Genomic DNA, 11,755 nt, shown 5'->3' with positions numbered 1-11,755 from the left:
CCCGCGACCCGTCTCACGAGCCTGCCCGTTCGAGTGATCCGGCGGCGCCCGCCGGCACCGCAGGATGGCGGCACACAAGTGGACGACGACACGTGCGAAGGGGTGAGGCCCATGGGAGGCAGGCCGCTGCTGAACCGACGGCTGGCCGGGCTGGGGACGACGGTCTTCGCGGAGATGTCGGCCATCGCCGCGGCCACCGGGGCCATCAACCTCGGCCAGGGCTTCCCGGACACGGACGGCCCGGCCTCCGTGGCCGGGGCGGCTGTCCGGGCGATCGGCCGGGGGCACGGCAACCAGTACCCGCCGAGCCAGGGAGTGCCCGAGCTGCGCCGGGCCGTCGCCGAGCACCAGCAGCGCTTCTACGGCCTGGTCCGCGACCCGGACACGGAGGTGGTGATCACCACCGGCGCCACGGAGGCGATCGCGGCCGCGTTGCTGGCACTGCTGGAACCGGGTGACGAAGTGATCACCCTCGACCCCGCCTATGACGCGTACGCGGCGTGCATCGCCATGGCCGGCGGGGTGCGGGTGCCCGTCACCCTGCGCGCTCCCTCCTTCCGGCCGGACCTCGACGAGCTGTACGCGGCGGTCACCCCGCGCACCCGGCTGCTCCTGCTCAACTCCCCGCACAACCCCACCGGAACGGTCCTCAGCCCCGCCGAACTGACGGCGATCGCCGAACTGGCCGTCGACCGCGACCTGCTGGTCGTCTCGGACGAGGTCTACGAACACCTCGTCTACGACGGCGTCCGTCATCTGCCCATCGCGTCGCTGCCCGGCATGGGCGAGCGCACCCTGTCGATCTCCTCGCTGGGCAAGTCCTTCTCGTTCACCGGCTGGAAGATCGGCTGGGCGACCGGGCCAGCCGGTCTCGTGGCCGCGGTGCAGACCGCCCGGCAGTACCTCACGTTCACCGCTCCCGGCCCCTTCCAGTACGCCGCCGCCGAGGCGCTGCGGCTTCCCGACGACTACTTCGCCGGACTGCGCGACGACATGCGGCACCGCCGCGATCTGCTGGCCGACGGTCTCCGGGAAGCCGGTCTGGACGTTTTCCGGCCCCAGGGCACCTACTTCGTCACCACCGACATCACACCCCTCGGACACCGGGACGCCGTGGCGTTCTGCCGTGAGCTGCCCGAGCGCTGCGGGGTCGTCGCCGTTCCCCATTCCGTCTTCCACGCGGACCCGGAGGCGGGCCGCTCCCTGGTCCGCTTCGCGTTCTGCAAGCGGACCGAAGTCCTCTCCGAAGCCGTCACCAGACTCACGTCACTGCGCGGCCGGTCCGTCTGACCGCGGGGCGCCCGCCCTGCCCGTGCCGCCCCCGCTCCCGACCGCCTCCGACCGCTCCCGACACGAGGAGAGTCATGCCCCCGCGCCACCCCGCCCCGCCGGTCGCACACGACGTCCCCGCCACCGGCCCCCTGCCCGCCGGCGACCCCGCCGCGGGCCCGCCGCCGGTCTCACTCGCCTGGGACGACGGCACCGTCCGGGTCGTCGACCAGCGGGCCCTGCCGCACGAACACCGCTGGCTGCGGCTGCGGACCGTGGACGAGCTGATCGCCGCCATCCGGTCGCTCGCGGTACGCGGTGCCCCGGCGATCGGACTGGCCGGCGCCCTCGGTGTCGCTCTCGCCGCGCACCGCCACACCGGCCCCGACGGACGGGCCGACGAAGCGGCGGTGCGCGCCGACGCGGCGCGCATCGCCGCCGCACGGCCCACCGCGGTCAACCTGACGTGGGCGGTCTCCCGGGTGCTGGGGCGGCTGGCCGACGGGCCGCGGGCGGTACTGGCGGAGGCGCAGGCGATGCTGGCCGAGGACGCCGCGGCGAACCGGGCCGCGGCCGTCCGCGCCGCGGACCTGGTGACCGAGCTGCTGCCCGGCCGCCGGCTGCGGATCCTCACCCACTGCAACACCGGGCGGCTGGCCACCGCGGCCGGCGGGACCGCGCTCGGCGCCATCCTGGAACTGCACGCCCGCGGTCTGGTCGCCGAGGTGCTGGTCGACGAGACCCGTCCGCTGCTCCAGGGTGCCCGGCTCACGGCGTGGGAACTGGCCGAGGCGCGGGTCCCCTACCGGCTGTGCCCGGACTCGGCCGCTGCCGCCGCGATGTCCCGGTCCATGGTGGACTGCGTCCTGGTGGGCGCCGACCGGGTGGCGGCCAACGGGGACACCGCCAACAAGATCGGCACGTACGGTCTGGCGGTCGCCGCCGCACACAACGCGGTGCCCTTCGTCGTCGTCGCCCCGCACTCCTCGTGGGACCCGGCTCTGCCCGACGGGACCGGGATCGTGATCGAGGAGCGCGATGCCGGCGAAGTCACCTCGGTCGCGGGGGTCCGTGTCGCTCCCGACGGCGCCGCCGTGTTCAACCCGGCCTTCGACGTGACGCCCGGCGAGCTGATCACCGCTGTCGTCTCCGAACACCGGACTCTGCGCCCCGCCGGCCCGGCCGCGGCCGGCCGCCCGGATCCCGGGGCGCGGGCGCGCGCCACCCGTGAACTCACCGAGCTGTCCCGGGTCCTGTACGAGCGCGGCTGGATGCCGGGTACCGCCGGGAACCTGTCGGTGCGGGTGCCGGACGGGTCCTCGGCGCTGATCACCGCCAGCGGCCGGGACAAAGGCGCGCTGACCCCCGACGACGTGGTCACCGTGGACAGCCGGACCGGTCGGCCCGTGCCGGGCGGCGGCGCCCGGCGGGCCTCGGCGGAGGTGTCCATCCACGCCGCCGTCTACCGGACCACCGACGCGGGTGCCGTGGTGCACGTGCACTCGCCCTACGCGACCGCGGTGGCCCGCCGGCTCTCAGGCACCGGCGAGGTGACCTGGCTGCCGCTGGAGGACCTCGAACTGCTCAAAGGGCTCGGCCTCGCCGACGCGGCCCGCACGCGCCTGCCCGTCTTCCCCAACTGGCCGGACGTACCGCGCATCGCGGCGGCGGTGTCCGCCTGGCTGGCCGAGTCGCCCGGGGCGCCGCCCGCCCTGCTCATCGCCGACCACGGCGTGTCCGTGTGGGGGCGTGATCTGGCCGAGGCCCGCAATCGCCTGGAGTGCGTCGAGGCCATGTGCCGGTTGCTGCTGCTCACCGGCGGACCGGAACTCCCCCACCGGCCCGCCGTCCCCTCGCAACGAAAGGACCCACTGCTGTGACCCTGCTGCAGATCATGCCGGACGACGCACCGCACGAGGTGCTGCTGCGCACCCTGGACACCGCGGAGATCGCCCGTGAACTGGCAGCCCACCAGGTGACTCTGCGGCACTGGCCGCTGCGCGCCACCGTGACCCGCGAAGTCGCCGACGACGCTCTGCTCGACCTGTACCGCGCGGAGGTCGCCGAGCTGTGCGCGAGCGAGTCGATGACGGTGGTCGACGTCGCCCGGTTGCACGTGGAGCCCGGTGCGGAATGGCGGCGCAGAGCGAGTCAGGCCCGGTCGGCGTTCCTCGAGGAGCACCGGCACGCCGAGGACGAGGTGCGGTACTTCGCGCACGGGCGCGGCTGCTTCAGCCTCCACCTCGGCGACCGCGTGTACGCCGTGGTCTGCGAGGCGGGTGACCTGCTGTCCGTACCGGCCGGGACCCGGCACTGGTTCGACATGGGCGAGCGTCCCGACTTCGCGGCGATCCGCTTCTTCCGGGAGGAGGACGGCTGGGTCGGCGACTTCACCGGCACGTCGATCGCCGCGGGCTTCCCCGGGCTGGACGACCTGACGGAGGGCGGCCTGTGATCAGCGTCCCGGCGCGCGTGGTGGTGCTCGACATCGAGGGCACCACCGGATCGGCCTCCCACGTGCACGACGTGCTCTTCCCCTTCGCCCGGCGGCGGCTGGCGGACTGGTTCGCCGCACACCGCGGCGATCCCCGGCGGGACGCCGTCCTCGCGGCCGTCTCCGCGCTGACCGGCCGTGCGGAACTCGACGAGGCCGCGGCGGTGAGCGTGCTGGAGCAGTGGTCCGACGACGACGTCAAGGCCGCCCCGCTCAAGACCGTCCAGGGACTGATCTGGGCGCAGGGGTACGCTGACGGCTCCCTCACCGGTCACGTCTACCGGGAGGTGCCGGGGCAACTGCGCCGCTGGCGGTCGGCCGGCACACGTGTCTTCACCTATTCGTCCGGCTCCGCCGCCGCCCAGCTGGACTGGTTCCGCCACACCGCCCACGGCGACCTGTCCGTCCTGCTGCACGGCCGGTTCGACCTGGACAGCGCCGGGCCCAAGGACGACCCGCTCTCCTACCGGACGATCAGCCGGGCGGTCCGGGCGGCGGCGCGGCACATCGTCTTCCTGAGCGACACCGCCCGCGAACTGGACGCGGCGGCCGCCGCCGGCTGGCGGACGGTGGGCGTACGCCGGAGCGACGACGAGCGCGGCCCCCTCGTGCCCGGCCACCCCACGGTCCCGGCCCTCGACCTGCTGCGCATCGAACCGGTTGCGGACACGGTCACCACCCACCCGGGCGGTTCGGCCCCCGGACGAGACGAGGAGTCCCTCGCATGAACAAGCAGTTTCCCGCCCGCTCGGAGTCCCGGCGCATCGCCGAGATCGGGGTGATCGGCGGCACCGGACTGTACCGGCTGCTGACCGGCGCGACCGAAGTGGCGGTGGAGACGCCCTACGGCGATCCGTCCGACGCGCTCACCGTGGGCACCGTGGCGGGCCGGCGGGTGGCGTTCCTGCCCCGGCACGGCCGCGGTCACGCACTGCCTCCGCACCGCATCAACTACCGCGCCAACCTGTGGGCGCTGCGCGCGGCCGGGGTACGGCAGATCCTCGCGCCCTGCGCGGTCGGTTCGCTGCGGCGGGACCTCGGGCCGGGCAGTGTCGTCGTTCCCGACCAGGTGGTGGACCGCACCAGTGGCCGGCCCCGCACCTTCTACGACGACGTGGTCCAGCACGTCTCCTTCGCCGACCCGTACTGCGACACCGGCCGGTCGGCGGTGCTCAAGGCCGCCGCCGCGTCGGGCACCGTGTCCGCGACCGACGGCGGGACGATGGTGGTGGTCGACGGGCCGAGGTTCTCCACCCGGGCGGAGTCCCGGCAGTACGCCGCGGCGGGCTGGTCGCTGGTCAACATGACCGGGATGCCGGAGGCCGCGCTCGCCCGTGAACTGGCGGTCTGCTACACCTCGGTGGCCCTGGTCACCGACCTCGACGCCGGTGTCGACGCCACGGAGAGCGTCGCGCAGGAGGACGTCTACGAGGTGTTCGCCCGCAACATGGAGATGCTCCGCGGTCTCGTGCTCGACACGATCGGCCTGCTTCCCGCCGAACGCGACTGCCGCTGTTCCCGTGCGCTGGACGGCATGGAACCGCCCCTCGGCCTCCCCGGTCCCTCCTCGTGAGGTCCTCCCGCTGACATCCTCCGGGCAGCCCGGGACCGGGCTGCCCGGAGGTACGCCGGGCGTCGTTCGCCGCGACCGCTCAGCCCGCGGCGGAGGCCGCCGCGGACGACGGGCTCGTCGTGCGATCAGTGCCGGCCGCGGGCTGCGCGCCCAGCAGTTCGAGCAGCAGCCCCTTCACCTCGGTCGCGGCCAGGCGCTCGCGGGCGATGTCCGCCCTGCCGCACAGCAGTACCGGCCCGTCCGCCGGATCGTCGGGAAGCCGTCCGTGACTGCCCCGGACTCCGCCCGGGTCCAGCGGCACCGTGCGGATGCGGTACCGCAGCCCCGCCTTCTTGCGGGCCACCGAGGCCGCGGCGCGCAGCCGGACCGCCCGCACCGTCGGGTCGAACAGCAGCTCCGCGGGGTCGTATCCGGGCTTGGCGTGGATGTCGACCTGGCGGGCGAAGTCCGGAGCCAGGGCGTCGTCGAGCCAGTAGTAGTAGGTGCACCAGGCATCCGGTTCGGCCACGACGACCAGTTCTCCGGCACGCTCGTGGTCCAGCCCGTAGCGCCGTTTGCCCGGCTCGTCCAGTACCTCCGCCACTCCGTCCAGGGCTTCCAGCAGTTCCCTGGTCCGTGCGAGGTCCGCCGGGTCGGCCACGTACACGTGGGCGAGCTGGTGGTCGGCGACCGCGAACGCGCGGGAGGTGCGCGGGTCCAGGTACTCCATGCCGTCCTGCGTGTGCACTTCCAGCAGTCCCGCCCGGCGCAGGGCCCGGTTGACGTCGACGGGGCGCCGCACGGGGGTGATGCCGTACTCGCTGAGCACCACGACGGTGGCGTCCTCACGTCGCAGGTGGTCCAGGAACGGCCGCAGCGCGGCGTCCAGTTCGCGCGCCGCCCGCTCCGCCTCCGCGGAGTGTGGGCCGTGGCGCTGCAGGTCGTAGTCGAGGTGCGGCACGTAGACCAGGCTGAGGTCCGGCCGGTGTGTGTCGAACACGTGCTTGGCGGCGGCCAGGATCCAGCGCGTGGACGTGAGACCGGCCGTGGGCCCCCAGTACGAGAACAGCGGGAACCTGCCGAACCTCTCGGTGAGTTCGTCGTGCAGCGCCGGGGGCCAGGTGTAGCAGTCGGCCTCCTTGCGGCCGTCGGAGTAGTAGACCGGGCGGGGCGTGACCGTCCAGTCGACGTCCGCGCCCATCGCGTACCACCAGCAGATGTTGGCCACCGTGAGACCGGGCCTGCTCCGGCGCGCGGCCTGCCACAGCTTCTCGCCGCCCACGAGCGCGTTGTGCTGTCGCCACAGCAGGACCTCCCCGAGATCGCGGAAGTACCAGCCGTTGGCGACCACGCCGTGTCCGCGGGGCGGTTCTCCGGTGAGCAGGGTGGACTGCATCGAGCAGGTGACCGCCGGCAGTACCGGTTGCAGAGCCGAGACGGTCCCGCCGTCCGCGACCGCGCGGACGGCGGGCATGTGGTGCAGCAGCCGCGGGGTCAGACCCACGACGTTGAGGACGACCAGCCGGCTCATGTTCTTCTCTCCTGTCGACGGGCGGCTGTGGGGCCGCTGTGGTGCCGGGCGCCGCGGGGTCCGCGGTCGTTGAGGTCTTCCAGGCCGGCGGCGACGAGCGCGTCCGCGGCCCAGGCCAGTTCGGCGGCGATGCCCGCCGCCAGGCCGTCCGGGCCCGCGGGCTGCTCCCCGGCCGGCAGCACCGTCCAGGTGTAGGTCTCCACCTCCAGGTGCCGGACACGCGCGCGTTCCCCTCCGACGAGCGCGTCGAGGGCGCCGGTCAGGGTGGAAGCGGTGGCGTGCAGCGGGGGGGCGGGGTCGGCGTGCAGGGGGATGTGGAAGTGCACGCGCCACGCCTCCTCGCGGCCCAGCGCCCCGTCCAGCGCCTCGGCCAGGTCGTCGGTGCCACGCACCGTGCCGTCCGGGCCACGCGTGCGCGTCTGGTGCAGGAAGCGGGGCTCGGCGTAGCGGCCGAGGGCTTCGCGTACGGTGTCGAGGTCCGGGCGGTCCACCCGGAGCGCCCGGGACAGCTGGGCCTTGACCACGGGCAGGCCGGCGCCCGCCAGCCGGCCCAGCGCCGCCCGCGGTTCCTCGAACTGCACGGCCAGGTGGCAGGTGTCCAGGCAGACACCCAGCCACCGGTGGTCGAGCCCGTTCCAGGCGAGCGCCGCCTGACCGGTGGTCTCCACCACGCAGCCCGGTTCCGGTTCGAGTCCCACCCGTACGGTGCGGCCGAGCTCCCGGTGCAGCGTGGCCAGTTCCTCGGCCAGCTCGTCGAGCAGCGCCAGCGCGGCGGCCTGCCGCCCGGCGGGCCAGGGGTCCCGCCAGCCCAGCGGCAGGGTGGACACACTGCCGTACGAGACGTCGTCGGGCAGCAGACCGGCCAGTACTCGGGCGCAGTCGAGGGTGTAGTCCAGGCGGCGGCGATCGGTCCAGTCCGGCCGGTAGACGGCCTTCTTGACCCGGGGCTGGTGGAATCCGGCGTACGGGAAGGCGTTCAGGGTCACCACCTCCAGCCCCCGCCGCCGCAGTTGGGCGGCCAGCCACGCGGTGCGCTCGGGCCGGGCGGCCAGCTCCCGGGCGGCGTCACGGGCGAGCCAGAGTCCCAGGCCCAGCACCGGCACGCCCAGCCGCTCGCGCACGGGTACGGCGTACCGGTCGAACTGGGCGACGATGTCGGCGAGGTCCTCGGCCGGGTGCACGTTGGTGCAGTAGGCGAGATGGATCAGACTGCCGTCGCGGTGACGGAAGCGCATGGCCTCACCGTTCTCCGCGCCGCAGCGAGTTGCCCGCGAAGACGGCGGGCACCTCTGTCTCCCGGCCGGTACCGGCGGTCTCGACGCCGTCCAGGTCCAGCCGGCCGCTCTGCCCGTAGAACCGCACGGGGTTGCGCCACATCACCGAGTCCACCGCGTCGTGGCCGAAACCGGCCTCCAGCATGGCCTCGGCGGTCTCCCGGGTCGTCAGCGGGTCGCTGTCGCCCCAGTCGGCGGCGGAGTCGACCAGGATCCGCTCGGTGCCGAACCGCTGGAGCACGTGTGTCATGCGCCGTGGGCTCATCTTGGTCTCGGGATAGACGGAGAACCCCATCCAGCAGCCGGTACCGGCCACCAGCTCCACCGTGGTCTCGTTGAGGTGGTCGACGAGCACCCGCTCCGGCGGGATACCCGACTCGCGGATCACGTCGAGTGTCCGTCTGACTCCGGCGGCCTTGTCCCGGTGCGGGGTGTGCACCAGTACGGGCAGTCCGTGCGTGGCGGCGAGTTCCAGTTGGGCGGCGAACGCCTCGTCCTCGGCCGGGGTCATGGAGTCGTAGCCGATCTCCCCGACGGCCACCACTCCGTCCCTGCGCAGATACCGCGGCAGCAGGTCGAGCACCCCGGTGCAACGGGGGTCGTTCGCCTCCTTGGGGTTCAGCGCCAGGGCGCAGTGGTGGCGGATACCGAACTGGGCGGCACGGAAGGGCTCGAATCCGAGGAGGCTGTCGAAGTAGTCGACGAAGCTGCCGACGGAGGTGCGGGGCTGGCCGAGCCAGAACGCCGGCTCCACCAGCGCGCGCACCCCCGCCTCACGCATGCGCGCGTAGTCGTGGGTGGTGCGGGAGGTCATGTGCACATGGGGGTCGAAGATCCGCATGGGGGCTCCTTCAGTGGTGCGAGGCGTCGGCCGGGGTCGGGCAGGCGCTGGTGAACCGGGCCAGCGCGCGGCGGGCGGCCGCCCGGCGCTCCGGCCGGGTGCTCTCCGCCTCGGCGGGCAGTCCGGAGGCGTCCACGGCCTCCGGGAAGCGGGCCAGCAGGGGCCACACGTCATCCGGCACGTCGCGGCCCGCCGCGACCCGCTCGTGGGCGAAGTCGGCGAGCATCCGTGCCAGTTCGCCGTCCGCGCGCAGGTCCAGTCCGGCCACCGCGGCCAGCGGCACGCCCATGAAGAGGCACTTGAGCACGGCCTGCCGGTAGCCGGCGGCGTCCAGATGACGGGCGGCGTACCGGCCGACCGCCGCGCCGACCAGGTTCGGGTCGTGCGTGCGCAGCGCGTCCGCGACCAGCTGTACCACGCCGCCTCCCAGTTCCGGGCGGACTCCCTCCAGCACGGGGAGCCCGAGCAGCACGGCGCGCCGTTCCGGGGCGGCGCCGGCCTGGTAGACCTCCTGCAGCGTGTGCGCGAGAGGCGCCTGCTCCGGCCGCACGGCGGCCAGCAGGACCACCCGGGCCGCGTCCGCGACGCTCCAGCCGGGGGGCGGGAGCACGCGTCCTTCGTCGGCGTCCAGGTGCAGTGGTGCACGGCCGCAGCAGCGGCCGACGGCGGGGAACAGGTCGTGGATCGCCGCGGTGTCGGCGGCGACCGCGCGTGCCGCGGCCTCCAGCCAGTTCCTCGCGGAACCGGTCAGCCGGTCCTCGAGCGCGTCGCAGAGCGGGCTGATCATCATGCCTCCTGCAGTCGTACGGCGTCGCGCAGGAAGGCCAGCGACCGCCGTGCCACGTCCGGGGCGCAGTCGGCCCCGTCCTGGATCTCCACCGAAACCAGCCCCCGGTGCCCCCCTTCCGCGAGTGCGCGCAGCACCGGCGGGAAGTCGATCTCGCCCTGGCCGAACTCCAGGTGCTGGTGGACACCGCGCCGCATGTCCTCGATCTGCACGTGCGCCAGGTAGGGCAGGGCCCTTCGCACGCACTCGAGGACCGGCCGGGGTTCCACGCAGTGCGCGTGTCCGATGTCGAGGGTGAGCCCGAGGAGGGGATGGTTTCCCAACCTCGCGCGAAGCTCCTCGAAGCGGTCCAGGACGTTGACGAACATGTCGGGCTCCGGCTCCAGGGCGAGCGTGATGCCGTGAGCCTCGGCGACTTCGAGCACCTCCGCGCAGCCCGACGCCAGCCGGTCCCAGGCCAGTTCGCTCGGTACTCCGTGCGGCACGTGCCCGCTGCACAGGTGCACGACCCGGGCGCCGACCTCCGCGCCGATCCGCACGGCACGCTTGAGCAGGCCGATGCGTCCGCCGCGGCCGTGGTCGTGCATCAGCCCGGGGGAGTGGGCCCGGCCGCGGTCGAGCAGGTAGGGGTCGCCGGTCTCGATGACCACGGAGAGGCCGAGCCGGTCCAGCAGCCGTGACAGACGCGCCGTGAGCGTCGGCAGGGCGGGCGCGTACGGGTCGAGGTGCCGGCGCGACAGGGTCAGTCCCACGCCCTGGTAGCCGAGGTCGGCGATGATCCGGAGTGCGGTGTCCAGGTCGTGGCCCGTGAAGCCGTTGGTGCCGTAACCGAGCCGGAAGGGGGTCGTTCCGTGGTCGCTCATGTCGCCGGCACCGCCTTGGTGAGCCGTCCCGCCAGCGGACCGGCGGCGGCGACCACCGCCGCCCGCACCGGGGCTCCGGCCGCCGCGGTCAGCGCGGCCTGCAACGGCAGCAGTCCGACGATGCCCGCGCCCACGGCCTGCCGGATCCGTGGGGCCGACGGGTCGGCCGCGGCGGCGGTCAGCGCGCGGCCGTAGCCGAGCAGATAGCGCGCCGACGAGGCGAGCGCGGCCGCCCGGCCGGACCGGCGCGGCGTCCGGGCGGCGAGCGCACCCACCGCGAGCACGGCACCCGCCGCGCAGGCCAGTGCCGCCAGGGGCGCACTCGGCGCGGCGCCCGTGACCTCATGCCTGCTCAGGGTCGTGACGCCGTACGTGTGCAGCGCGACGACCGCGGCCGGCCCGGAGGCACCGGCGCCCCCGCCCATGAGCACGTCCAGCCCCCGCGAGGCCGACATGACGGCCGGTCCCGCGGGAGTGTCCTTGAGGAGGAGGTCGTACGCCCACACACAGGCGGCCAGGGGAACGGCCGTGGCCAGACCCGGACGGCGGCCGAAGCCGCCGGCCAGGAGGAGGCCGGCGGCCGTGAGCCCGGTGGCGACGGCCAGTGCGGTCTCACGCCTCAGCTCACCGCGCGGGATCGGCCGTTCGGGCCGCTCCAGCGCGTCGAGCGGCGCGTCGGCGTAGTCGTTGAGAGCCATCCCGGCCCAGTACAGGCAGACGGAGGATGCCGCCATACCGAGCGTGCGGCGGTCCGTGTGACGACCCGCGGCGGCAGCCCCGGCGATCACGTCACCGGGTACCGAAAGGGCCGCCGGAGCCCGTACCAGACGAGCCAGGGAAGAGGCGGAAAAGCGTGTCCGGTAGTTTCTCCTGATTTTTCTCACGGGAGCAGGCTAGCGGGATTTCCAAGGGCGGAGGAGCGGGGTTCTGAAATTCATGCAGAGGCTACCCGTCATGACGGGTTGAAATGCGCCGGGGCTACCGGAACAAGTGATGTGCGCAGGTCGGGGTGGTGGCACGCCTCGGTCAACGGCGGTGCTGTAGGCGTCGTTTGAAGCGGTTCGGAGGTCCCGGGTCCGCGGGACCGTGAAGGATGGACCTGATTCCCGGTGCCGTGAATCCTGTTCCGGGAATTCGTTCCCGG

At 73.8% G+C, this 11,755-nt stretch carries 11 protein-coding genes; 5 read left to right on the top strand and 6 right to left on the bottom strand.

All coding sequences use genetic code 11. The features are described from left to right. The first annotated feature begins 111 nt into the window (after positions 1-111). The 5 genes from LG395_RS14020 to LG395_RS14000 all read left to right on the top strand — a co-directional run bounded on the left by LG395_RS14020 (position 112) and on the right by LG395_RS14000 (position 5,336). Positions 112-1,290: a pyridoxal phosphate-dependent aminotransferase gene (locus tag LG395_RS14020; protein ID WP_225809679.1), complete on the top strand. Its 1,179-nt coding sequence runs from the start codon at positions 112-114 to the stop codon at positions 1,288-1,290. Positions 1,291-1,364: 74 nt separating this feature from the next. Then, complete coding sequence (gene mtnA / locus LG395_RS14015) at positions 1,365-3,149, top strand: S-methyl-5-thioribose-1-phosphate isomerase (RefSeq protein ID WP_263982529.1); 1,785 nt, start codon at positions 1,365-1,367, stop codon at positions 3,147-3,149. After that, entirely contained in the window at positions 3,146-3,724 is a 579-nt protein-coding gene (locus LG395_RS14010) for a 1,2-dihydroxy-3-keto-5-methylthiopentene dioxygenase (RefSeq protein WP_225809678.1), read from the top strand. Before mtnA ends, LG395_RS14010 begins: the two co-directional genes overlap by 4 nt. After that, entirely contained in the window at positions 3,721-4,491 is a 771-nt protein-coding gene (mtnC, locus tag LG395_RS14005; RefSeq protein ID WP_225809676.1) for an acireductone synthase, read from the top strand. Before LG395_RS14010 ends, mtnC begins: the two co-directional genes overlap by 4 nt. After that, entirely contained in the window at positions 4,488-5,336 is an 849-nt protein-coding gene (locus tag LG395_RS14000; RefSeq protein ID WP_225809674.1) for an S-methyl-5'-thioadenosine phosphorylase, read from the top strand. Before mtnC ends, LG395_RS14000 begins: the two co-directional genes overlap by 4 nt. Before the next feature lie 79 nt (positions 5,337-5,415). On the opposite strand, the gene LG395_RS13995 is transcribed toward LG395_RS14000, so the two are convergent. The 6 genes from LG395_RS13995 to LG395_RS13970 are packed head-to-tail and all read right to left on the bottom strand — an operon-like array spanning position 5,416 to position 11,399. Further along, entirely contained in the window at positions 5,416-6,846 is a 1,431-nt protein-coding gene (locus LG395_RS13995; RefSeq protein WP_225809672.1) for an alkaline phosphatase family protein, read from the bottom strand. Further along, positions 6,843-8,081, bottom strand: a complete 1,239-nt coding sequence (gene eboE / locus LG395_RS13990; RefSeq protein ID WP_225809671.1) for a metabolite traffic protein EboE — start codon at positions 8,079-8,081, stop codon at positions 6,843-6,845. Before eboE ends, LG395_RS13995 begins: the two co-directional genes overlap by 4 nt. Before the next feature lie 4 nt (positions 8,082-8,085). Continuing rightward, a complete protein-coding gene (locus LG395_RS13985) occupies positions 8,086-8,961 on the bottom strand; it encodes a TatD family hydrolase (protein WP_225809669.1) in 876 nt (291 codons plus the stop codon). Between the two features lie 10 nt (positions 8,962-8,971). Continuing rightward, the gene (locus LG395_RS13980) at positions 8,972-9,751 is read right to left on the bottom strand and encodes an EboA domain-containing protein (protein WP_225809667.1); all 780 of its coding nucleotides are present in this window, start codon (positions 9,749-9,751) and stop codon (positions 8,972-8,974) included. Continuing rightward, complete coding sequence (locus LG395_RS13975) at positions 9,748-10,611, bottom strand: sugar phosphate isomerase/epimerase family protein (protein ID WP_225809666.1); 864 nt, start codon at positions 10,609-10,611, stop codon at positions 9,748-9,750. The genes LG395_RS13980 and LG395_RS13975 overlap by 4 nt, the downstream gene beginning before the upstream one ends. Then, positions 10,608-11,399 carry an SCO3242 family prenyltransferase gene (locus LG395_RS13970; RefSeq protein ID WP_225809664.1) on the bottom strand — a complete coding sequence of 264 codons (792 nt, stop codon included), beginning with the start codon at positions 11,397-11,399 and terminating at the stop codon, positions 10,608-10,610. The genes LG395_RS13975 and LG395_RS13970 overlap by 4 nt, the downstream gene beginning before the upstream one ends. Between the last annotated feature and the right edge of the window lie 356 nt (positions 11,400-11,755).

Source organism: Streptomyces spinosus, from assembly GCF_020400655.1.
In the GTDB taxonomy this organism is placed as follows: Bacteria; Actinomycetota; Actinomycetes; order Streptomycetales; family Streptomycetaceae; genus Streptomyces; species Streptomyces argyrophylli.
This window is presented reverse-complemented; position numbering and strand designations above follow the sequence as displayed.

What these genes read in the sequence shown, in the direction of transcription:
- LG395_RS14020 (WP_225809679.1), top strand. Translation starts at nt 112, where the DNA reads ATGGGAGGCAGGCCGCTGCTGAACCGACGGCTGGCCGGGCTGGGGACG.
- mtnA (WP_263982529.1), top strand. Translation starts at nt 1,365, where the DNA reads ATGCCCCCGCGCCACCCCGCCCCGCCGGTCGCACACGACGTCCCCGCC.
- LG395_RS14000 (WP_225809674.1), top strand. Translation starts at nt 4,488, where the DNA reads ATGAACAAGCAGTTTCCCGCCCGCTCGGAGTCCCGGCGCATCGCCGAG.
- LG395_RS13995 (WP_225809672.1), bottom strand. Translation starts at nt 6,846, where the DNA reads ATGAGCCGGCTGGTCGTCCTCAACGTCGTGGGTCTGACCCCGCGGCTG.
- eboE (WP_225809671.1), bottom strand. Translation starts at nt 8,081, where the DNA reads ATGCGCTTCCGTCACCGCGACGGCAGTCTGATCCATCTCGCCTACTGC.
- LG395_RS13985 (WP_225809669.1), bottom strand. Translation starts at nt 8,961, where the DNA reads ATGCGGATCTTCGACCCCCATGTGCACATGACCTCCCGCACCACCCAC.
- LG395_RS13980 (WP_225809667.1), bottom strand. Translation starts at nt 9,751, where the DNA reads ATGATGATCAGCCCGCTCTGCGACGCGCTCGAGGACCGGCTGACCGGT.
- LG395_RS13975 (WP_225809666.1), bottom strand. Translation starts at nt 10,611, where the DNA reads ATGAGCGACCACGGAACGACCCCCTTCCGGCTCGGTTACGGCACCAAC.